The following is a 20,634-nucleotide window of genomic DNA, read 5'->3' on the forward strand; positions in this document are numbered from 1 at the left end:
GCGCAGCCCATCTGGGCGTCACTTCAGTGCGGGGCATCTCCCGCGCCGGCGGTGCCCCAGTCTAACGGGGTATGCCGCGTGGCCCGCCACGCGGCATACCTCGCCCGAAGTGCGCAGGAGTGCCGTTGCCCCTAGGAATGGAGGGACGACGAAGGGAGCGGGACATGTCTGAGCCGAGTAGCGCAGTGCCCAAGGAGATCGCCGACGCCGACGTCGAGGACCGCGGTGACGAGGCACCGGAGAAGGTCGAGCTCGATGTCGACGAGGAGAAGCTGAAGGCTTGGGACGAGGTCAAGAGCGACTACGAGGTCGACCCGGGCGGCGAGCCGGTCCCCAACAGCCAGGAGGAGTCGGCCCCCAGCGCTCGTGCCGACGACGGTGAGCCAGCCGGCGGACGCGACGAACCCTCGGCAGACGACGAAGACGCCGCGGAACGCCACTGACCTGCACTGCGCTGGCGGATCGGTAGGATTTCGGCCATGTCCGCAACGCCTGCGCCCAGCACCGACCGACGCGACGGGACCCTCTGATGGCCGGCGGGCTCTTTGCCTTGCTCGATGACGTCGCGGTGCTCGCCAAGGCGGCTGCGGCATCGGTTGACGACGTAGCCGCCGCCTCGGGGCGGGCCAGTGCCAAGGCCGCCGGCGTCATCGTCGACGACACGGCGGTCACTCCGCGTTACGTGCAGGGCCTGGAGCCGGCCCGCGAGCTGCCGATCATCAAGAAGATCGCGATCGGCTCGCTGCGCAACAAGCTCCTCTTCATCCTCCCCGCGGCTCTGCTGCTCAGCCAGTTCCTGCCCTGGGCCCTCACTCCCCTGCTGATGCTCGGCGGCACCTACCTGTGCTTCGAGGGGGTCGAGAAGATCTGGGAGCGGGTCAGCGGCCACGCGGAGGGCGCCGCCGACCAGGCCCACGAGGAGGGCAAGGTCGCGAACGAGGACGACATCACCAGCAGCGCGATCCGCACCGACTTCATCCTGTCGGCCGAGATCATGGTGATCTCGCTCAACGAGGTGGCGAGCGAGCCGTTCGTCAGTCGGGCAGTCATCCTGGCGCTGGTCGCGGTCGGCATCACGGTCCTCGTGTACGGCGTCGTGGGCCTCATCGTGAAGATGGACGACGTCGGCCTGCACCTGTCGCAGCGTGAGTCCGGCTTTGCCCGCACGGTCGGCAACGGGCTCGTCAAGGGCATGCCGGGACTGCTCAGCACCCTGTCCGTCGTCGGCGTCGCCGCGATGATCTGGGTCGGTGGACACATCCTGCTCGTGGGCTTCGACGAACTGGGGTTCACCGCCCCCTATGACCTCGTCCACCACGCCGAGGTGGCCGTCAAGGACGCGACCGGTGCGCTTGGCGGGATCCTCGGCTGGATCACCAACACCATCGGCTCAGCCCTCCTGGGCCTCATCGTGGGCGCCATCGTGGTCGCAGTGGTCAGCGTCTTCCACCGCTCCAAGGGTACGGAAACCGAAACCGAGGCAGCCGCCTCACACTGACGGCTCCCGGTGGGGCACCAGGGCTAACGTCGGGTCATGGCTACACCCGAAGGAACGCTGACCTGGGAGCCGGCCGACCGGCATCCCGACCTGCTGGCCGCACCGGTCGCGGCAGCCCTCGCCCAGGTGCCGGGTGCACAGGTCGCACCGATCGACCCAACGCTCGCCGACACGGCCGCCTTCTGCGAGGCGTACGACAGCGACCCCGCCCACTCGGCCAACTGCGTCGTCGTGGCGGGCAAGCGCGGCGGTGAGGTGCGACGCGCGGCGGTGCTGGTGCTCGCCACCGACCGCGCCGACATCAACGGCGTCGTGCGCCGGCACCTCGACGTACGCAAGATCAGCTTCGCCCCCATGGACGAGGCGGTTGAGCTGACGGGCATGGAGTACGGCGGCATCACGCCCGTCGGGCTGCCTGCCGACTGGCCGGTGCTCGTCGACGAAGGCGTCGTGGCGGCCGGTCGGGTCGTCATCGGCAGCGGCATCCGGGCGAGCAAGCTGCTCATCGCCGCGGCGGACCTCGCCGGCCTTCCCACTGCGGAGACCGTCGCCCTCGCACTCCCGCGCTGATCCTACTTGAACATGTTCAACTCTTGGCGCTATGGTCATGCCATCGAGTTGAACACGTTCAAAAAAGGAGTATGCCGTGGACCTCACCGTCGTCACCTACCTCACCTACCTGGCCATCGCCGTCCCCCTCACGATCTGGGTCGCCCGCACGCTGTCCCGCAACGGCAAGGTCTTCCTCGTCGACGTCTTCGAGGGCAAGGACGAGCTCGCCGCAGCGGTCAACCAACTGCTCGTCGTCGGGTTCTACCTGCTCAACATCGGCTTCGTCGCGCTCTACCTGCGCGTCGGCGACACGGTCTCGACCAGCCGCCAGCTGGTCGAGACGCTCAGCGTCAAGCTCGGCGTCGTGCTGCTCGCCCTCGGTGTCATCCATCTGACCAACGTCTGGGTCTTCACCCGCATCCGCCGGCGCCACACCATGGACAGCCTGCGCACTCCCCCGGTGCCGCCGCAGTTCACGGCGCCGGTCGCGCCCCAGCCCTTCCCTGCCCCGCCGACCGCATGACCAGGGTCCAGCGCGCGTTGCTTGTAGCCGCGGCAGTGTGGTCCACACTCCTCCTCGTGGGCGCCTACACAGTGCCTGTCTACCGCGGCGTGACCATGACCACCGACGACGCGGGGCGCACCACCGAGACCGCCACCACCGACACCCTTATCGGCCAGAACGGCACGGGAGTCCTTGTGCCCGTGACGATTCCGCTCGTCGCCACCGCCGCGTCCGTGGTCTTGCTGGCGCTGGCCGGGCGCCACAGGTGGGCCGAGTGGGCAGCCTGGGCTCCCGTAGCAGTGACCGCCGCGCTGACGCTGCTGGGAATGCTCACTATCGGCATCTTCATCGCCCCGGTCGCGGTCGCTCTCGCCGTCGCCACCGCCCTCAACCATCGACCAACCACCCTCCCAGGACGACCAGCGTGAACCACCTCTACGTTCTCTACGACGCCGGTTGCTCCCTGTGCACCCGCTTCCGCGAGTGGCTCGAGGGCCAGCCCCAGCTCGTCCCGGTGACCACGCTCGCGGCCGGCTCGGCCGCGGCATACCGGCTCCTGCCGGGACTCGACCACGACGCCACGCTGCGCGAGGTCACGGTCGTCAGCGACGCCGGCGAGGTCTGGACCGGGCCGCGCGCATGGGTCGTGACGCTCTGGGCGACCGCGTCCCAGCGCGCCCTCGCCGAACGCCTCGCCACCCCGGCCGGGCTCCCGGTCGCCCGGGCGATGGCGTATGCCGCGGCCGGCCTGCGCGAGGCCCTCGCGACCGCGGACACCACGCCGAGGGGCGGTGACTACATTGGCCGGTGTGACCAAGGCTGCGCCCACCCCGCCTGAGTCGACCCGCTCCGAGAAGGGTGAGGCGACCCGCGCCGCCATCGCCGCCGCCGCGCAGGACCTCTTCATGGAGCGCGGCTACGACAAGACGACGATGCGCGCCGTCGCCGAACGCGCCGGGGTGTCGCTGGGCAACGCCTACTACTACTTCGCATCCAAGGAACACCTCGTCCAGGCCTTCTATGACACGGTGCAGCGCGACCACGCCGCAGCGGTCGACCAGGCGCTGGGCGACGCCACCGACTTCGCCGACCGCCTGCGCATCACCCTCGAGTGCTGGATCGACGTGGCCGCACCGATGCGTGACTTCGCCGGCAAGTTCTTCAAGGTGGCGGCCGAGCCGACGAGCCCGCTGTCGCCGTTCAGCGAGGAGTCAGCGCCCGCCCGCGAGGCCAGCATCGGCCTCTACCGACGCGTGGTCGACGGCTCGGACCTCAAGGTGCCTGCCACGATCCGCAGTGAGCTGCCCGAGCTGCTGTGGCTCTACCAGATGGGGGTCGTGCTGTTCTGGGTCTACGACCGCAGCGATGACAACAAGCGTGCCCGCACCCTCGTGCGACGCTCGGTTCCGTTGGTGGACAAGCTGATTCGGCTCACCCGGGTGCCTGGCGTCAAGGGCGTCGCCGAGGACGCCATCGGCCTCGTGCGCAGCCTGCGCACCCTCTGACCGGGGCACACCGGCGACGTATGCCGCGCGGCCGGGTCAGCGGTCGCCGCGGCCCGTGCGGTCGGCCAGGTCGGCGACGTGCGGTGACACCGCCGGGTCGAGCCCGAGCCCGATCGCGAGGTAGGTCGCGGCGAAGTCGGTCGTGGCCATCAGCCCAGCGAGCCGCGTGACCGGTGCGCCGGGCTGCGCCGTTACCTCCGACACGGTGGCGCCCGCGTCGCGCGCGCCGCGCACGACGGCGTCGGTCAGGCCAACGGCCGCCGCCTGTTCCGGCGTGCTGGGCTCCTGCGGGGGCGCGTCGCGCAGCACGACGAGCGAGAGCCGCGGCGCGGGAGGTCCGTCGAGGTAGGGATCGGCGAAGATGTCGTCCACCGGCCGCCCGGCACCGACCGCACCCTCCTCCCCGCCGCCGAAGCTCGCAGTGAACGGCCCGTCGAAGCAGGCCACCACCTGGGCGGCGTCGTCGGGCAGCTCACCGGTGGTCGCCGGCATACGCGCCGTGCGGGCGAGCATCGAGGCGGCGCGGCCGGCAGCGACACCCGCGAGTGGTCCGTCGCCGAGCACCATCGGCACCCCGGCCGCGACGTCGGCCGCCAGCACCTTGGCCGGGTTGACGAACGACTCCGAGCTGGGGCGGCACGCCTCGGCCACTTCGTCGAGCCGGTCGGCGGTCGCGTGGAGCACCTGCTCGTCGACGTCGACGATCCCGAGCCGGCCGGCGCCCAGGAGTGCGGGGGCGAGCATCGACCACATCGCCGTCCGGGACGAGGTGCGCCCTCGGCCGCTGTCGATGTGCACGCCGCGCGCCTGCGCCGACACCTCGGCGAGCGGCGAGTGCGCGGCTCCCACGGTCAACAACGACGCACCGCGCCGCGCGGCCTCGGCGGCCAGCGCCAGCGGGCCAGCGGCCCGGCCCGACAACGACACGGCGATGACGAGGTCGAGCGGGCCGACCCACCCCGGCAGGGGGACGTTGCGCCGCACCGAGACCGGCACGGGTGACCCCGGCTCGGCCAGCAGGTCGAGCACGTCGCACACGACGGCAGACCCACCGAGCGATGCCACGAGCACCGACCGCGGGCGCTCTCCCCCGGCGACGCGGTCGATGCCAGCCTCGAGGGACAGGTCGACGGCCTCACGCACCTGGGCGCCGGCGGTCGCCAGCGCCCGCAGCGTCTGCCGCGAATCCAGGGCCGCGATCGAGTCCTCGCTGTCCATGCGGGCCTCGTCGAGGAAGGGAGCCATGGCGGCGTGGGTCAGGCCGGCTTGCGTGCTTCGTCGATGAGCAGCACCGGCACACCGTCGTCGATGCGGTACTGCAGCCGGCACTCGGGGTTGGTGCAGTGCAGCTCAGCCCCCGTCTCACCCGTCGCGTCGCTGAGCTCGGACCGGCACGCGGGGCACCGCAGGATCTCCCGCAGCCACGGCTCGATCTGGGCATCCTGCCCGGGCTGGCTCGTCATGCGCCTTCTCCTCTCACCAGGGCGAGGACATCGTCCCGCACCTTTGCCATCGTGTCCTCGTCAGCCGCCTCGACGTTGAGCCGCAGCAACGGCTCGGTGTTGGAGGCGCGCAGGTTGAACCACCACATCGGGTCACCGTCGGTGCCGTCCCCGGCGTGGGTCGCGGTGAGCCCGTCGAGCTCGTCGAAGGTGCACCCACGCTCGCCCGCCCACGCCTTCACCTTCGCAGTGGCCGCGGGCACGTCGGTGACGGTCGAGTTGATCTCGCCCGACGCGGCATACCGGCTGTATGCCGCCGCGAGCCGGCTGAGCGGCTCGGGCTGGCCGCCGAGGGCGGCCAGGACGTGCAGGGCCGCGAGCATGCCGGTGTCGGCGAACCAGAAGTCGCGGAAGTAGTAGTGGGCGCTGTGCTCCCCGCCGAAGATGGCGTCCTCGCGGGCCATCTCGGCCTTGATGAAGGAGTGCCCTACGCGGGTGCGGATGCCGCGCGCGCCCTCCTCGGCAATGACCTCGGGGACCGCGGCGGAGGAGATGACGTTGTAGACGATGCCCACGTCGGAGGCGTCGCGGCCCGCGGCCGTCTCGCGGGCGATCTCGCGGGTGGCGACGAGTCCGGTGATGGCGCTGGGGCTGACCGGTTCGCCGCGCTCGTCGATGACGAAGCACCGGTCGGCGTCGCCGTCGAAGGCGAGCCCGATGTCGGCACCGTGCTTGACGACGGCCACCTGGAGGTCGCGCAGGTTCTCCGGCTCCAGCGGGTTGGCCTCGTGGTTGGGGAAGGTGCCGTCGAGTTCGAAGTAGAGCGGCACGACCTCGAGCGGCAGCTCGGGCAGGCGGGCGGCGGTGCCGAGGACCGCCGGCACGGTGTGGCCGCCCATGCCGTTGCCGGCGTCGACGACGACCTTGAGGGGGCGGATCGTGGAGAGGTCGACGAGGCCACGCAGGAACGACGCGTAGTCGGCGAGCACGTCGCGCTCGGTGACCGTGCCGGGGGTGACACCGGCAGGTCCGGCGCTGACGCCGGCGTCGAGCAGGGCCTGCGCGTCGTCACGCACCGTGGCGAGCCCCGAGTCCTGCCCGACCGGGCGGGCGCCGGCGCGGCAGAGCTTGATGCCGTTGTACTGCGCCGGGTTGTGGGACGCCGTGAACATGGCGCCGGGCAGGTCGAGGGCGCCGCTGGCGTAGTAGAGGCCGTCGGTGCTGGCCAGCCCGATGAGGGTGGCGTCGAGTCCGTGAGCGGTCACCCCGGCCGCGAACGCGCGGGAGAGCTCGGGCGAGGACGGCCGCATGTCGTGGCCGATGACGACCCCTGTGGCCCCCTCGCCACCGACGAGACGGGCGAATGCCGCGCCGAGGGCCCAGGCCACGTCGACGTTCAGCTGGTCCGGAACGACACCGCGGACGTCGTAGGCCTTGACGAAGTCGGCGAGTACAGGTGCGGGCACCTGCAGAACCCTAGCGTCGTCGCCTCTGCGGCCCACGGCGTGGGCCGTTCGGACCACCACCTGCTCCGCCGTTTCGTTCGAACGACGCGTCCAGGGTTCGCAGCCAGCGCTGGTCACGAAATGCTGAGCATGCCCGATCCCTCCACGTCAGGACTGCACATGTCGACCGCAAGCCAAACCGCCGGCTCGACATCGGCCACTGCCCCAGAGGCACGGCGAACCTCCCCCTTCCGGGGCATGGACATGGGTCGGCTCGTGGGCATCCCGCTGATGAGCGGACTACTGGTGCTCAACGCACTGAGCCTCGTCGACCAAGTTCGGGACGACCGGTCCTGGGCCTCGCGCGGCGCCGGTCTGTTGACCACGACGCTGTCGGTCGCGTTCTACTCCCTGCTGATCGCTGCCTTCGCGCGACGCTCACCTGCCAAGGCGACGAACTCGTCCCGGCCAGCGGCCGTCGCAGCCTTCGTGGCCACCTGGATTCCGTTCTCGCTGCCTCTCCTGCCGCACGGCCGGCCGGGGGTCGGCCTCATGGTGATGTCGAGCATCCTGCTGGTCGTCGGCCTGGCCTTCTCCGTTTGGTCGATTCGCTTCCTGGACCGCAGCTTCAGCATGATGGCGCAGGCCCGAGCCGTCGTGCGTCAGGGCCCGTACCGATATGTGCGCCATCCGCTCTACACAGGTGAGCTCGTGGCGCTCGCCGGCACGGTTCTTGCCCGGCCGAGCTGGTGGACGGCTCTCGTGTGGGCGTCCGTTCTCGGGCTCCAGGCATATCGGGCCCACCACGAGGAGGCGGTGTTGTCCGCCACCCTGCCGGAGTACGGCGAGTACCAGAAGTCGACTCCCCAGCTCATCCCGTCCGTTCTACGGCGCCGCTGAGCTCACCGGGTCCAGCGCGGGGTCAGCCGTCGCGCAGGACGCGCAGGTGTCCCCGGCGGCCGGTCTCGATCGCGCCGGTGTCGGCCTCGGTGGCGCGTCGCGCCGGCTGTGCCGCCACCTGCTGGTCACCCATCCGTGGGCGGCCGGCCTCGCGCACGGCGTTGGCCAGGGCGAGGAGGTCGTCGTGCGAAGGCTCGGGCTCGACGTACTCGCCCGCGAGCCGCACGATCTCCCAGCCACGCGGCGCCGTCAGCCGCTCCGCGTGCTCGGCACACAGGTCGTAGGTGTGCGGCTCGGCGAACGTCGCCAGCGGTCCCACGACCGCGGTCTGGTCGCGGTAGACGTAGGTGAGCGTCGCGATCGCCGCGTGGGGGCAGGCGGTGCGGGAGCACCTTCTCGACAAGCTCACGCGGGGACTCTATGCCAGCTCACCGACGCCACCGACTCGGCGCGCCGTACGGCTTCGGTCGGGCTCGAACCGTGACCCGTACGATCCCGCCATGGCAGCTGAGGCGGCGGGGTCGCTGCGGGACAGGTCCCGCCAGCCCGGGCCCGGCGAGCGCCGTCGGCGGCCGGGCGACGGGGCACGGCTGGCGACGGTGGCATACGGCGTCATTGCGGCAGTGCTCGTGGTCTTCCAGCTGGTGGTGCTCGCCCGTCGCCAGTGGGTGAGCGACTCGTGGATCCACCTCGGCACGGTCGCCGAGGTGGTGGCTCGCCCGCTCGACCCGCGCGAACCACTGACCGGTGAGGCCGTCGACTTTCCCTACTACTCCCCCTGGGCCATGGTGCTCGGCTGGACCGCGCGGCTCACGTCGGTCGGCCCGGGCGTCGTCCTCGCCGTCGCGGGCACCATCTCGACCGTCCTGTTCCTGCTCGCCCTGTACGCCCTGGTGCGACGCCTCACCCGCCAGGTCTGGGCGCCCGTCATCGCCCTGCTCACGCTGCTGCTCGTCCACGGGACGCAGCAGTTCTTCTGGAGCGGCTTCGTCAGCCTGAACACCTTCTCGGTCGGCTCGACCTGGCCCTGGGTGCCGGCGGCGGCGGGGTGGTTCTGGCTCTGGCGTTGCACCCTCCCGCCGCCGCCGCCGGTCTCGCCGCTGCCGCCCCACCCGTCGCCCAGCTCAGCGGAGACCGCACCTGCAGTCACGACGACGGACTCGACGACGGTTTCGCCGACACCCGCGCGACGACCTCGCACCCCGTGGGCATTCCTCGTCCTGCCCGGACTGGTCCTGCTGGTCCACCCGTTCACCTTCGCAATCGCCGCGCTCTCGTGCGCGGTCACGGCGCTGGCGACGCGGCCGTGGTCCTGGACGTGGCGGGTGGGGCTGCTGTCCCTGGTGTCCGTATGCCTGACCTTGCTGTGGCCGTGGCAGGCGCTCTCGGGCCTGCTGGGCGACCCCGCCGGGTTCGACGGCTACCACGCGTTCTTCTACCGGGCGACGATGGCCAAGGTCGGGCTGTGCCTGCTCGCCGTTCCCGCCCTGGTCACCCGGTCGGTGCGGCTGCGCGGCCGGGACCCCCTGACGTGGTGCTTCGTCGCCGGGTGGGTCGTGTTCGGCGCCGGCTGGGCCATCGGGCTCGAGTCCCTCGCGCGGGTCCTGCCCCTCAGCGAGGTGAGCGCCGCACTGGCCCTCGCGGTGACCCTGACCGCCCGGGCGCGGGTTCTCCGGTACGGCCTGCGACTGGTCACCGTCGCCGCCCTGCTGGCCGGTTCGCTGGGCCAGCTGCCGGCCCTGACCCGGCTGGTGACGACCGAGGACGGCGCCCCGCCCGCGCGGATGCTCGTCGCGCCCTACCCACGGCTCGACGTGCTGTGGCGCCATGCGCGACCCGACGACGTGGTGATCAGCAACAACCCGATCGTCGCCCGCGAGTTCTCCTCCCACCGCCTGCGCGCGGTGGCACCGCAGTGGCCGAGCCCCGGGGTGGCCGACGCCGCGACCCGCATCGCGGACCAACGCGCCATGCTCGCCCGGGGCACCACCACGGCCAGGCGTGCAGCCCTGTTGGACCGGTACGACGTGCGGTGGATCGTGTGGCGGGGCCGCACCGTGCCGGCCTGGCTGGGCGACTCCACCTCCGTGGTCGAGCGGGGTCGTGACGACACGATCCTGCTCAGGGTCGACCGCCCGGCCACCTAGAGTTTGTCCCGTGACGCCCAGCAACGGACCCCTCGGCGGGTCGCGCCGACCGGCCCGGGACCGCCGTGGCCGCGGTGTGCGCGGACCGCTGGCGTGGCCGGCCGTCCCGGCCATGACCTCGCGCCGGCAGCGGTTCGACGACCTCGTCCTCGACAGTGCGGCCCGGCTGGAGAGCACGCTCGGCAACCGGCTCGACCAGGTCGAGTTCGCCGTCGAGGACGTGCCGCCGGCCGATCCGGCACCGTGGGAGTCCGGCGGGGTGCCCCTGGGTCGCGCCTTCCCCGCCCACGGCCGCACCCCTGCCCGGGTCGTCGTCTACCGGCGCCCGGTGGAGAGCCGCGCCGAGAGCCAGCGCGAGCTGTCGCTGATCGTCCAGGACATCGTCGTGGAGCAGGTGGCCGGCCTGCTCGGCATGTCGCCGGAGGACCTCGACCCGCGTTACGAGGAGTAGGCCGCGCTCAGCCCAGCGGCTCCCGGCGCACCGTCACCGCGTCGGTACGCAGCGTGACCTCGGTCAGGGCCGTCGTCGTGACGAGCGTGCCGTCGGCGTCGTCGGCCCACGTCAGCACCGCGGCCCGGACCTCGCCGGCACCCGCGACCCGGCGCACCCACACCGAGGTGGCGTTCCCCGGCAGCACCGCGTTGGACACGCCGTCCACGCCGAGCTTGATCTGCTGCCTGATGGTCTTGCCCGAGGTGTCCACGGTGACCACCTCGGCAGTGGCCTGGTCCTTGGCGGAGGTCAGGAGGAGCTGACGCTTCAGCCCGCTGGAGTCTCCCGACGGCGTCGGCACGGCGGTCCCGGCGAGCGCGCCGACCGGCATACTGCTCGCCGACCACGCGAAGTCGCCGGGCCGACCGGGCTGGCTCCGCTCGACCATCGCACCAGCCACGACCGGGCGATCGGCACGCACCTGCACGGCATACCAGCCGGGTTTGACCCCACTGAGGTCGATGTCGCGGACCGTCCCGCCGCCGACGCGCACCACACCGTCCTTGGGCAGCGCACGCGGCCCGTCCGGCGTGAGCAGGCGCGCCTGGACGACGGCCTCGTCGGGCCCGGGCACCACGACCCGCAACCGGGCCGCACCCGCGATGGCGACACCAGGCACCACCTGGTCGCGCGAGGGAGCCGCGGTGGGCCCGACGGTGTCGGAACCCGCGGCACGCACCCCGTCGAGCCAGGAGTCGTTGAGCGCCGCACCGACGACGCCGCCGTTGGCGACGACGTGGATCGCCGGGGAGTCGATGTCGGGGGCGATCGAGTCGACGAGGTATGCCGTGCGGCCGTGGGCCGGCACGACGATCCCCTCGCCCGCCCCGGAGGCGACCTTGCCGTCGGGGCCGTGGAGCGTGACGTCGACCGTGACGGGGTTGCCACCGGGGTTGGTCAGGACGAGCCGCTCCTGCCGGCCGGGTGCCCCACCGCCGGCGAGGAGCCACAGGTCGGTGCCCGGGCGGGTGCACGAGGTCGAGGCGAGGGCGCGCCGGTCGCCCGACCGCACCCACCAGGCCTGCGCGGCCGCGAGCCCGGGCGCGAGGGACTTGCTCGCGGTGACCTCCACGCCCACGGCACGCCCGGCGGCGCCCTGGACGCGGGCGCCCCGCTGCGACCCGGCGGCGGTGAGCGGCTTCCCGGCCATGGTGTTCAGCTTGACGGAGCCCTTGTCGCCGGAGGGCCGCAGGTCGCCCAGCACCGAGTCGGGTGCGGTCACGCCCGCCACCTGCGTGTCGGTGGGGATGTCGTCGACCCCCGGCACGCCGGACAGCTCCGACCCCGGGCAGACCAGCGACGCCGAGGTGACCGCGGCGCCGGTGGCTGCGGGGGCGGTGTCGGTCCGCTGCGGCTGCGAGCCCAGTGCGACCGAGCCCTCGACCTGCGTCGCGGCGAAGACGAGACCGGCACCCGCCGCCGCGACGACGCACGTGCGGGCGAGCCCGGCAATGGAGACCTTCATGCTCGCCTCCGGGACGCGCGGTTGCCGAACGGGATGGCGAGGAAGGCCAGGACGAGCAGCGTGATCCCCTGCGCCCAGCGCCACCACTGGTCGCCCGGGAGGACGTCCACCGTGACCGTGTGGGCGCCGGCCGGCAGCCGGTATGCCGCCTGCTCACCGGTCGGGGCCAGGACCGTTCCGTCGCTGGTCACCTTGGCGTGCCGGGTCCAGGCGGGCGGCTCGGCGAGCACGAGGCTGGCACCGGCCGGCACGTTCAGACGCTCGCTCAGGGTGCCGTGCGGCCCGTTGGACAGGACGACCTGCTCGCCCTTGGCGGTGACCAGGCGGGCGCGTGAGGGAGCGACGCTGTCCTCGGCGGTGCCGCCACCGGGCAGCACCCGCCAGAAGAGCGTGCCCTCGTGCTCGCCCAGCCGGCTGAGGCCGGCGGTGGCGTCGAGGGTGCGGACCCGCGCGTCGTCCTCGGTGGTGCGCAGGCCCACGAACCCGACCGCCTGGTCGGACAACGCCTTCGCCGGGGTCGCACCGGCACCCGACTCGGCGTCGGCGAACAGCGCGCCCAGCGTGCTGGTGAGGCGGCCGTCGTCGGAGGAGTCGGCGGGACGTGGTGGCAGGGTGCGGGCGACGTCTCCGGGCTCACGACCGAGCAGCGAGTAGGTGTAGCCGGACCCGGCCGGGGTCAGGAGCACCATCCGGTTGGCGAAGCCGTTCCCGGCCTGGTCGATGGCCACCGCCGGTCGCGGGTCGGTGAACGCACCGACCTCGTCACCCGTGGTGCGGACCGCGGTCCAGCCTGCGCTGAGCAGGACGGCGGCGATGAGCGCGACCCCGACCGGCCAACGTGTCAACGCCACCCAGCCTCCGCGCGTCCGGCTGACCGGCAGGCCGTCCGCGGCGAGCAGGGCCATCGCGACGAGGGCGAGCGCCCACACGAGGAGCCCCGTGCCGGCCCAGGCGGTGACGGGCTCACCGGCGCGCGCCAGCCCACCCGGCACGGTGCCGAGCTCGAGCCGCGGTGCGAGCACGGCATACGCGAGCCCGATGAGCCCCACGACCGCGACGAGCGAGGCGGCACGACCACGTCCGCCCACGCGGACGAGGCCCAGCAGGCCGGCGAGGACCAGCGGTGCCGACAGCAGGACGGGGTAGGAGCCGGGGCCGCCGGGGTGCAGGAGCGCGAGCTGCCACGGCAGCGCCTGCGGCGTGCCCCAGACGGACAGGCCGGGGCCGGTGAGGACCAGCTCGGGTCGTTCGAGCAGGGTCGCGACCCAAGGACCCAGCAGCACCAGCGGCAGCACCAGGAGGGCGAGCCCGCGCCACCGGGCCGAACCGCGACCGGCGACGACGAGGACGAGCGCCACTAGGAGCGCGAGGGCGGCCAGGGCCGGGACGAAGGCGCCGAGCACGGCGATGGCGATCGCGGTCGCCGCGGAGCTCGTCGTGGTGCCGCCCCGGCGCCCGGCGAGGGTGAGGCCCGCCGCCACGAGCGGCAGCAGGATCGCGGCCACGACGGCCCCGATGCGGCCGACCGCCACCGCCGTGACGAGCACGGCCGACGTCGCCCAGGCGAGCGCCGCGAGCGCGCGGGGCCACCGTGAGTGGGTGACGACGCGGGCGGCGAGGTATGCCGCGAGCGTCGCAAGCGGCAGCGCGAAGGTGAGCAGGAGGGTCACCACCGCACCGGCGGGTGACGCGGGTGCGGCGACGAAGGGCACGTGCGTGACGAGCCAGGCCAGCCCCGCCAGCACCGGTAGGTGCGGCCCGGCCTCGGCGGCGCTGCCGAGCCCGGCACCATGCCACCCGTCGAGCCAGCCGTGGAACAGCGCGCCCGGGCCGGCGGTGACGCCCTGGAGCTCTCCGCCGGTGACGCCTTGGTCGACGCGGGCGGCGAAGGTGCCACCCATCGCCCGGGTGGCGACGACGCTGACGACCGTCATCAGGACCACGGCGACGAGGCCGGGGTTGCGGATGGCGCGGGTCAGCCAGGTCTCGCCGAGGACGTTGAGGTCCTCGGCCTCGTCGGCCACGGGCCCGGACTCGCCGGAGGGGTCGGTCGGGCGGGTGACGGCCTGCGGGTCGTCGTCGAGGGTGACCTGGTCGTGGATGAGGTCGGCCGTGTGGCGCAGGACCACTCGCCGGGGCACGAACAGCCCGGTGAGGTCGCGGCGGCGCACGGCCCGGGTGCCGCGGGAGCGCCAGCGGGCGCCGAGCACGCGGCCGGGCGTGAGGACGGCGCCGATGTCGGCCAGCTCGGCCCAAGCAGCGCGGGGGCGCTTGGCCACGAGCAGGGCGAGTGCGGCCAGGACGCTCGACACGACCAGCCACAGCGCGAGGAACGGCAGGGCCAGCCACGAGCAGCGGGCGAGGGCGGCCCGGCGGGCCTGACGACGCACGCGGTTGACCGGGTCGGTGGGCGGGGCAGGGAGGTCGGTCTCGTCGTCCTCGCGGACCGGGGCGCCGGTGCGCAGGGTCGCACGCGGCACGACCACCACACGGCGGCCGGACTGCTGGGCCCGCCAGGAGAAGTCGACGTCGGCGCCGAAGTCACCGAGGGCACGGTCGGGACCGCCGAGGGAGCCGAAGAGGGAGCGCTCGACCAGCATGCCGGTGGCGGGGACCGCGAGGACGTCGGTGCGGCGGTCGTACTGGCCCTGGTCCGGCTCGCCGGGTGCCGGTGAGGGGATGACGCGGCCCGTGCGGGTCAGCTGCACCCCTACCGACCGCAGGCCGGTGGGGGCGTCCCACTCCATGAGCTTGGGGCCGGCGACGGCCACCGAGGGGCTGCGGCGCACGGCGTCGAGCAGCCGCGCCAGGGTCATGGGGGCGGCAGCACTGTCGGAGGTGAGCACCCACACGTGCTCGACCGGGGCCTCGGTCGGGGTCTCGACCAGAGCCGGGCCGGGATCCGCGGGGTCGTCGTCCCTGGTCGTTGTCGGTGGCTGCTGGTTCAGTGTGTCCAGCGCGAGCTTGACGGTGGCAGCCAGGGAGGAGGGTGCGGTGACGGTGACGTAGGAGATGTCGGGAATCGCCTCGGCGAGGGCGCGGTGTGCCCGCACCGCCTCGACGGCGTTGCCGTCGGTGCCGGGGTCGACGACGAGGAGCCGTTCGGGGCTGCGGGTCTGCCGGGCGAGGGAGTCGAGGGTGTCGCCCAGGGCAGACCGGGGGCCGCGCAGGACGAGGACGGCGGTCACGACGGCCCGAGCCGTCGGTGCGTCCGCGGGCTCGGTCAGGCCGTGCTGCGGTGGGGCAAGGGTCATGCGCTCGTCACGGGGTGCCGCCGCGGCGAGCCGCTAGACCGCACGCTTCTTGAGCTTGCGACGCTCGCGCTCGGACAGCCCGCCCCAGATGCCGAAGCGCTCGTCGTGGGCCAGTGCGTACTCGAGGCACTCGGCCCGCACCTCACACCCGACGCAGACCTTCTTGGCCTCGCGCGTCGAGCCGCCCTTCTCCGGGAAGAACGCCTCAGGGTCGGTCTGCGCACACAGCGACCGCTCCTGCCACGACAACTCGCCCTCATCGCCCCCGTCGAGGGCGATCAACTGAAGTTCCTGCACGACTTCCTCCTCGACCCTGACCGTGCCGCCGGCTCGTGTCGGCCGGTCACAACAATGGAATTACACGCGTGTCATACGTCGTTCGTCAAGCCGAACAGTGATATTTGCTCCAACCGGTGGACCTGACGTAATGGGGTTCGCGGCCCTCAGCGCCCTTCGCGGTCCGGCCCCCGCGCCCGCGCGGGTCGCCCGGTGCGCAAGACTGCTCGTCATGCGCATCACCGCCCTCGCGGGTGGTGTCGGTGGGGCGCGGTTCCTCCGGGGGCTGCGGGACCACCTCGACACCCGCGACGACCTCGCCGACACCTCGCTCACCGTCATCGGCAACACCGGCGACGACATCACGCTGTTCGGGCTGCGGGTCTGCCCGGACCTCGACACGCTGGTCTACACGCTGGGCGACGGCGTGCACGAGGGCCAGGGGTGGGGGCGCGCGGACGAGAGCCACCGCGTCCAGGGTGAGCTCGCGGCATACGGCGCGCAACCCCAGTGGTTCGCCCTCGGCGACCTCGACTTCGGCACCCACATCATCCGGTCGCAGTGGCTCGGGCTCGGGCTCAAGCTGTCCGACGTCACCGAGCGGCTTGCGCAGCGGTGGGGCCTGCCCGACCGGGGCGTCACGGTGCTGCCGATGACCGACGACCCGGTCGAGACCCACGTCGTCATCGAGGACGCCGAGGGTCAGCGGGCGGTCCACTTCCAGGAGTGGTGGGTGCGGATGCAGGCGGCCGTGCCGGCGCAGCGGTTCATCGCGGTCGGCATGGACCAGGCGACCGCCGCGCCCGGTGTGCTCGACGCCATCCGCCAGGCCGACGTCATCCTCCTGCCGCCGAGCAACCCCGTGGTCTCGATCGGCATCATCCTCGGCGTGCCCGGGGTGCGCGACGCGCTGCGCGGATCCCACGCACCCGTCGTGGGCGTCTCCCCCATCATCGGCGGTATGCCGGTGCGCGGGCACGCGGACGCGTGCCTCGACGCGATCGGGGTCGAGTCGACCGCGGCCGGGGTGGCGTCGCTCTACGAGGACTTCCTCGACGGCTGGCTGGTGTCCGAGGACGACGAGCGGGGCGTGCGCCTGTCCAGGGCACAGGTCCGGGGGCGGCCCCTGCTGATGTCGGACCGCGGTGCGGCGGCCGACCTCGCCGGTGCCGCGCTCGACCTCGCGCTCGAGCTGCGGAACTCCTGACGTGCCATCCCTGACCGTCACCGGGGTCGAGGGGATCCCCGAGGTCCGCGAGGGGGACGACGTGGTGGCCCTCCTGCTGGAGGGCTGCACCCGCACGGGGATCGAGCTGGCCGATGGCGACATCGTGGTGATCTCGAGCAAGATCGTGTCGAAATCCCTTGGCCTGTGGGCTGATTCGGCCGACAAGGCCGCCGTCGTCGAGGGCGAGACGGTGCGCGTGGTGGCCGAGCGGGTCGCCGGCGACCGCCTGACCCGCATCGTCCGGGCACGCAGCGGCCCGGTCATGGCGGCCGCCGGGGTCGACGCGTCCAACACCGGCGGCGTCGACCGGCTCCTGCTGCTGCCCCGCGACCCCGACGGCGAGGCGGACCGGCTCCGGACCGACCTGCTCGCCGCCACCGGCCTGCGCCGCATCGGGGTGGTCGTCAGCGACACGGCCGGGCGGCCCTGGCGCGCCGGGCAGACCGACTTCGCCCTCGGCGCCAGCGGCGTCGCGGTCGTCGACGACCTGCGCGGCGGCGTAGACGCCGACGGCGCGCCACTGAACGTCACCACGCGGGCCCTCGGCGACGAGCTCGCCGCGGCCGCCGAGCTGGTCAAGGGCAAGACCGCCCACGTGCCGGCGGCCGTGGTGCGCGGCACCGGCTGGGCCCTCGAGGACGCCGGTCCGGGCGCGCGGGCACTCATCCGGGTGGGCCGCGAGGACTGGTTCGACTACGGCCGCGCCGAGGCGGTGCGTGCCTCGTTGGGCGTCGAGCCTGGTGCGTTGCACGGTGCCGCGTGGCTCACCCCGTCGGTGGCACCAGAGGACGTCCGGGTGCGGGTCGAGCGCGCGCTGGCCATCGCGAGCATGGACCCCGCGGTGGGTGGGGGCGGTGGCGACGCCTCGGAACCCGGCGTGCTCGAGGTCAGCGCCGACACGGCATACCAGGTGGGTCTGCTGGCCGCGCGCGTCGCGGCAGCCCTGTGGGGAGAAGGCTTTTCGGCGACCATCGCGACCAAGCCGTTCGTCGGTGAGGCCGGCGACCATCGCGCCCGCCTCACCTACACCGCCCGTCAATTACCCACCCAAATGGAAGATCGTTGACGTCAACAACCCACCCATATGGACGGTTGTTGACCGTCAGCGGCGGGTCGGGAGGTGGGTGCGCGGCGCCATCCGCGGCCCCCGGCGCGGGCGCATCCCGGCGGACAGCTCGAGTAGACGCTGGGCGCGGAAGCGGTGCCCCCGATAGGGCTCGAGCAGCTCGGCCATCTCGTCGTCACCGAGCGCCTCACCCGTCAGCGCCCACGTGACGTTCTTGGCGATGTGGTAGTCGCCGAAGCTGACGGCATCGGGGTCGCCGAGGGCCCGCTGCGCCACCTCGGCAGCCGTCCAGACGCCGATGCCGGGCACTGAGCGCAGCCGCGCCCGCGCGTCCTCCCACGACAGGGTCGTGCACTCCTCGAGCCGTCCGGCCACCCGCGCGGCGCGCACGGCTGTCCCGGAGCGGGCGCCGTCGACGCTCGCCCGCAGCCACTCCCACGACGGGATCGCCGCCCACTCGGCGGCCGAGGGCGCCACCCACAGCTTGCGGGCCTCGCCGGGTCCGGGTGCTCGCGAGCCGAACCGGTGGACCAGCACGCGGTATCCCCCGAACGCCTCCTGCCCCGTCACCTTCTGCTCGATCGCGGCCGGCACCAGCGCATGCATGACCAGACCCGACTTCGGCACCCGCCACGCGGCATACCGGCGCACGGCGCTCGCCACCTGCGGGTGGTGCGGGACGAACCCGCTGTCGTCGTCCTCCCCGCCGAGGAGGGCAGGCACCTGGTCGAGCGCCCACGACGCACCCGCGCCCCAGGCGCTGGCGTGCACCTCGGCGAGGTCGTCACGCTGGACCAGCCGCAGCGTCGCCGGGCCCTGCGGCGTGGGCAGCCCGAGCCACCACCCGTCGCCGCGGTCGGACTGGAAGGTCGGGTCACCGCCGCCCCGCCGGAAGGCCGACACGATCAGGCCCACCGCGGTCGGTCGGCCCGGACGCCACACGCGGGTGGACCCGCTGGAGTCGGCGGCGTCGGCGGAGGGCGGCACCACACCAGTGTGACCGGTCGTGGTGACACGCCGCGCAGGGCCGCACCGTAGACTCTGCGCGACCTGCCACCCCCGCTCCCCCGAAACCCGAGGACACCGTGAGCAACAAGCGCGCGAGCAAGGACCGCAAGGCCCGCCTGGCCGAGATCCAGAAGCAGCAGAAGGCCAGCGAGCGCCGGGTCCGGATGATTGTGATCGCCGCCTGCGTGGTGCTGCTCGCCGGCATCGCGGGGGTCGTGGTCTACGCCCTGAACGACGCCCGGTCCAAGCAGCTGCCCAACCTCGGCGTGACCGTCGCCGCGGCGCACTGCGACCCCGTCACCAACGACGCGTCGACCGGCAGCGGCGAGCACATCGGCCCCGGCACCAACCAGCCCGACAAGACCTCGGCGACCTACGACACGGTGCCGCCGTCGCACGGCCAGCACTTCGCGCAGCCGGACATCAGCGGCCGTGACTTCTACTCCGCCACCGACCGGCCGCCGCTCGAGACCCTCGTGCACAACCTCGAGCACGGCTACACGATCCTCTGGTACGACGGCACCAAGGTGAAGGACACCAGCCTGCTCAAGGAGATCGCCGACAAGGCGAACAAGCTGCCCGAGGCGAGCGGCAAGTTCAAGGCGGTCGAGTGGGACCCCAGCCGCGGCGCGTTCCCGCAGGGCAAGCCTTACGTCCTGTCGCACTGGGCCAAGGAGGCCGGCCACCGCCAGCAGTGCGGCGATCTCTCCGGCCAGGTCGTGGTCGACTTCGTGAAGAAGTACCCGAAGGACGACACCCAGGAGCCGGGCGCCGCCTGATCGCCTACTCCCCCAAGCAGATTCGCGTATGCCGCCCGCTCACCGCGGGCGGCATACGTGCGTCTGGGGGTCGGCAGGCGAAGCCGACCGTCAACGATCGTCCAATTGGGTGGGTTACCGACGTCAACGATCGTCCAATTGGGTGGGTTACCGACGCGGACGACGCAGGCAGGGCGACCCTCACGTGCCTGGTGCGGGCGTCAGCTCCGGCGGAAGGTGAGCAGGATGAAGGTGTAGTCGAGCCCGACGCGGTCCCAGTGGACGGGGCGCTCGGCGTGGGCGAGGGAGTCCGAGGTCGACAGGTCACCGACGAGCTCGAAGCCCGCAGCCTGCGCGGTCTGGACGAGCTCGCTGATGTCGGCGGGGCCGAAGATGCGGACCTCGCTGCCGTATGCCGTGCGGCCGGTGGTGTCGGGCGGGTCCTGGTCGTAGTCGGTCGAGACCGCGAGGATGCCGCCGGGTCGCAGGATCCGGGCCGACTCGCGCAGGAACGGCTCGAGCGGCACGCCGTGCTCGATGACCGACATGCAGGTGATCGCGTCGAGCGAGCCGTCCGGCAGGCCCGTCGCGGTGACGTCGCCGTGGCGGAACGACACCCCGTCGCGGTGGACCTCGTCGCCGAACTCGAGGTTGATGCCGAGCAGCGCGTCGCGCGCCTCACCGAAGCCGTAAAGCCGCAGCCACGGCAGCACGGGTGAGTAGCGGGCCGAGCCGGCGTCCATCACCCGGGCGGTGCGTGAGCCGTCGTCGGCGAGGTTGAGCACGGCCGCCACGGCCCCGAGGGCGTCCCAGTTCTTCGGCAGGTCGCGGTGCAGGGGCAGGCGCAGGTGCTTGGCCTCGTCGACGGCGCGCTGCCAGTCGGCTTCGGAGCCGAGCACCGCGGTCGGCGGGACGCTGCGCGGGACCGGCCGGTTCGCGGCATACCCGCGCTTGGACTCGGCCCGGCGCTGGACGGCCACCCGCGCCCACAGGACGTGCTCGGCGGCGCGCTTCGCGACGGCCAGCAGCGGTCCCCCGGGTGGAGCGGCGACCTGTCCGGAGACCCCCGTCTCGTCTGGAGTGGTCATTGGG

Annotated in this window: 22 protein-coding genes; 13 read left to right on the forward strand and 9 right to left on the reverse strand. The window is 72.9% G+C overall.

The window, feature by feature from the left end:
• The first annotated feature begins 164 nt into the window (after positions 1–164).
• From HJG52_RS10060 to HJG52_RS10090, 7 genes are all read left to right on the forward strand, one after another.
• Positions 165–443, forward strand: a complete 279-nt coding sequence (locus tag HJG52_RS10060) for a hypothetical protein (protein WP_171243464.1) — start codon at positions 165–167, stop codon at positions 441–443.
• 86 nt (positions 444–529) lie between these two features.
• A complete protein-coding gene (locus tag HJG52_RS10065; RefSeq protein ID WP_171243465.1) occupies positions 530–1,498 on the forward strand; it encodes a DUF808 domain-containing protein in 969 nt (322 codons plus the stop codon).
• Positions 1,499–1,534: 36 nt separating this feature from the next.
• Positions 1,535–2,068 carry a YbaK/EbsC family protein gene (locus HJG52_RS10070; RefSeq protein ID WP_171243466.1) on the forward strand — a complete coding sequence of 178 codons (534 nt, stop codon included), beginning with the start codon at positions 1,535–1,537 and terminating at the stop codon, positions 2,066–2,068.
• A 76-nt stretch (positions 2,069–2,144) separates the two neighbouring features.
• Positions 2,145–2,573, forward strand: a complete 429-nt coding sequence (locus HJG52_RS10075; RefSeq protein WP_171243467.1) for a hypothetical protein — start codon at positions 2,145–2,147, stop codon at positions 2,571–2,573.
• Positions 2,574–2,629: 56 nt separating this feature from the next.
• Positions 2,630–2,983, forward strand: coding sequence for a hypothetical protein (locus HJG52_RS21595; protein ID WP_171243468.1), 354 nt, complete (start codon positions 2,630–2,632; stop codon positions 2,981–2,983).
• Entirely contained in the window at positions 2,980–3,393 is a 414-nt protein-coding gene (locus HJG52_RS10085) for a DCC1-like thiol-disulfide oxidoreductase family protein (protein ID WP_171243469.1), read from the forward strand. The genes HJG52_RS21595 and HJG52_RS10085 overlap by 4 nt, the downstream gene beginning before the upstream one ends.
• Complete coding sequence (locus tag HJG52_RS10090) at positions 3,365–4,060, forward strand: TetR/AcrR family transcriptional regulator (RefSeq protein WP_346767671.1); 696 nt, start codon at positions 3,365–3,367, stop codon at positions 4,058–4,060. Before HJG52_RS10085 ends, HJG52_RS10090 begins: the two co-directional genes overlap by 29 nt.
• Positions 4,061–4,096: 36 nt before the next feature.
• Here the strand turns inward: HJG52_RS10090 and HJG52_RS10095 are convergent, their stop codons facing one another.
• Genes HJG52_RS10095 through HJG52_RS10105 form a run of 3 tightly spaced genes read right to left on the reverse strand, consistent with a single transcriptional unit; the run spans position 4,097 to position 6,968 of the window.
• Positions 4,097–5,305: an SIS domain-containing protein gene (locus HJG52_RS10095; RefSeq protein WP_171243471.1), complete on the reverse strand. Its 1,209-nt coding sequence runs from the start codon at positions 5,303–5,305 to the stop codon at positions 4,097–4,099.
• Positions 5,306–5,316: 11 nt separating this feature from the next.
• Positions 5,317–5,523, reverse strand: a complete 207-nt coding sequence (locus HJG52_RS10100; RefSeq protein WP_171243472.1) for a Trm112 family protein — start codon at positions 5,521–5,523, stop codon at positions 5,317–5,319.
• On the reverse strand, positions 5,520–6,968 hold the full coding sequence (locus HJG52_RS10105) for a phosphomannomutase/phosphoglucomutase (RefSeq protein WP_171243473.1): 1,449 nt from the start codon (positions 6,966–6,968) through the stop codon (positions 5,520–5,522). The genes HJG52_RS10100 and HJG52_RS10105 overlap by 4 nt, the downstream gene beginning before the upstream one ends.
• A 243-nt stretch (positions 6,969–7,211) precedes the next feature.
• On the opposite strand from HJG52_RS10105, the gene HJG52_RS10110 reads away from it, so the two are divergent.
• Positions 7,212–7,847 carry a methyltransferase family protein gene (locus tag HJG52_RS10110; RefSeq protein WP_171243474.1) on the forward strand — a complete coding sequence of 212 codons (636 nt, stop codon included), beginning with the start codon at positions 7,212–7,214 and terminating at the stop codon, positions 7,845–7,847.
• A gap of 22 nt (positions 7,848–7,869) precedes the next feature.
• Here HJG52_RS10110 and HJG52_RS10115 read toward each other — a convergent pair whose 3' ends face one another.
• Positions 7,870–8,256 carry a DUF3499 family protein gene (locus HJG52_RS10115; protein ID WP_171243475.1) on the reverse strand — a complete coding sequence of 129 codons (387 nt, stop codon included), beginning with the start codon at positions 8,254–8,256 and terminating at the stop codon, positions 7,870–7,872.
• Between the two features lie 91 nt (positions 8,257–8,347).
• On the opposite strand from HJG52_RS10115, the gene HJG52_RS10120 reads away from it, so the two are divergent.
• Positions 8,348–9,994, forward strand: coding sequence for a hypothetical protein (locus HJG52_RS10120; RefSeq protein WP_171243476.1), 1,647 nt, complete (start codon positions 8,348–8,350; stop codon positions 9,992–9,994).
• Between the two features lie 10 nt (positions 9,995–10,004).
• The gene (locus HJG52_RS10125) at positions 10,005–10,445 is read left to right on the forward strand and encodes a metallopeptidase family protein (protein ID WP_346767672.1); all 441 of its coding nucleotides are present in this window, start codon (positions 10,005–10,007) and stop codon (positions 10,443–10,445) included.
• Between the two features lie 7 nt (positions 10,446–10,452).
• Here the strand turns inward: HJG52_RS10125 and HJG52_RS10130 are convergent, their stop codons facing one another.
• The 3 genes from HJG52_RS10130 to HJG52_RS10140 are packed head-to-tail and all read right to left on the reverse strand — an operon-like array spanning position 10,453 to position 15,503.
• Positions 10,453–11,952 carry a DUF5719 family protein gene (locus HJG52_RS10130; RefSeq protein WP_171243477.1) on the reverse strand — a complete coding sequence of 500 codons (1,500 nt, stop codon included), beginning with the start codon at positions 11,950–11,952 and terminating at the stop codon, positions 10,453–10,455.
• On the reverse strand, positions 11,949–15,206 hold the full coding sequence (locus tag HJG52_RS10135) for a glycosyltransferase (RefSeq protein WP_171243478.1): 3,258 nt from the start codon (positions 15,204–15,206) through the stop codon (positions 11,949–11,951). Before HJG52_RS10135 ends, HJG52_RS10130 begins: the two co-directional genes overlap by 4 nt.
• 33 nt (positions 15,207–15,239) lie before the next feature.
• A complete protein-coding gene (locus HJG52_RS10140) occupies positions 15,240–15,503 on the reverse strand; it encodes a WhiB family transcriptional regulator (RefSeq protein WP_171243479.1) in 264 nt (87 codons plus the stop codon).
• A gap of 211 nt (positions 15,504–15,714) precedes the next feature.
• Between HJG52_RS10140 and cofD the strand changes: the two genes are divergently transcribed.
• On the forward strand, positions 15,715–16,689 hold the full coding sequence (cofD, locus tag HJG52_RS10145; protein WP_171243480.1) for a 2-phospho-L-lactate transferase: 975 nt from the start codon (positions 15,715–15,717) through the stop codon (positions 16,687–16,689).
• A gap of 1 nt (position 16,690) precedes the next feature.
• A complete protein-coding gene (locus tag HJG52_RS10150; RefSeq protein ID WP_346767673.1) occupies positions 16,691–17,776 on the forward strand; it encodes a coenzyme F420-0:L-glutamate ligase in 1,086 nt (361 codons plus the stop codon).
• A 36-nt stretch (positions 17,777–17,812) separates the two neighbouring features.
• Here the strand turns inward: HJG52_RS10150 and HJG52_RS10155 are convergent, their stop codons facing one another.
• Positions 17,813–18,763 (reverse strand): DNA-3-methyladenine glycosylase family protein, encoded by a 951-nt coding sequence (locus HJG52_RS10155; RefSeq protein ID WP_346767674.1) that lies wholly within the window; start codon positions 18,761–18,763, stop codon positions 17,813–17,815.
• Between the two features lie 98 nt (positions 18,764–18,861).
• On the opposite strand from HJG52_RS10155, the gene HJG52_RS10160 reads away from it, so the two are divergent.
• Entirely contained in the window at positions 18,862–19,563 is a 702-nt protein-coding gene (locus HJG52_RS10160; RefSeq protein ID WP_346767675.1) for a DUF3105 domain-containing protein, read from the forward strand.
• Positions 19,564–19,763: 200 nt separating this feature from the next.
• Here the strand turns inward: HJG52_RS10160 and HJG52_RS10165 are convergent, their stop codons facing one another.
• A complete protein-coding gene (locus HJG52_RS10165) occupies positions 19,764–20,630 on the reverse strand; it encodes a class I SAM-dependent methyltransferase (protein ID WP_171243481.1) in 867 nt (288 codons plus the stop codon).
• Positions 20,631–20,634: the final 4 nt, after the last annotated feature.

Origin of the sequence: Knoellia koreensis, from assembly GCF_013041615.1 — a bacterium.
Taxonomy (GTDB): Bacteria; Actinomycetota; Actinomycetes; order Actinomycetales; family Dermatophilaceae; genus Pedococcus; species Pedococcus koreensis.

Bases quoted from the DNA above. Each gene is read 5' to 3' on its own strand.
- HJG52_RS10065 (WP_171243465.1), top strand. From the start codon at position 530: ATGGCCGGCGGGCTCTTTGCCTTGCTCGATGACGTCGCGGTGCTCGCC.
- HJG52_RS10060 (WP_171243464.1), top strand. From the start codon at position 165: ATGTCTGAGCCGAGTAGCGCAGTGCCCAAGGAGATCGCCGACGCCGAC.
- HJG52_RS10135 (WP_171243478.1), bottom strand. From the start codon at position 15,206: ATGACCCTTGCCCCACCGCAGCACGGCCTGACCGAGCCCGCGGACGCA.
- HJG52_RS10100 (WP_171243472.1), bottom strand. From the start codon at position 5,523: ATGACGAGCCAGCCCGGGCAGGATGCCCAGATCGAGCCGTGGCTGCGG.
- HJG52_RS10110 (WP_171243474.1), top strand. From the start codon at position 7,212: ATGGGTCGGCTCGTGGGCATCCCGCTGATGAGCGGACTACTGGTGCTC.
- HJG52_RS10070 (WP_171243466.1), top strand. From the start codon at position 1,535: ATGGCTACACCCGAAGGAACGCTGACCTGGGAGCCGGCCGACCGGCAT.
- cofD (WP_171243480.1), top strand. From the start codon at position 15,715: ATGCGCATCACCGCCCTCGCGGGTGGTGTCGGTGGGGCGCGGTTCCTC.
- HJG52_RS10120 (WP_171243476.1), top strand. From the start codon at position 8,348: ATGGCAGCTGAGGCGGCGGGGTCGCTGCGGGACAGGTCCCGCCAGCCC.
- HJG52_RS10165 (WP_171243481.1), bottom strand. From the start codon at position 20,630: ATGACCACTCCAGACGAGACGGGGGTCTCCGGACAGGTCGCCGCTCCA.
- HJG52_RS10095 (WP_171243471.1), bottom strand. From the start codon at position 5,305: ATGGCTCCCTTCCTCGACGAGGCCCGCATGGACAGCGAGGACTCGATC.
- HJG52_RS10130 (WP_171243477.1), bottom strand. From the start codon at position 11,952: ATGAAGGTCTCCATTGCCGGGCTCGCCCGCACGTGCGTCGTCGCGGCG.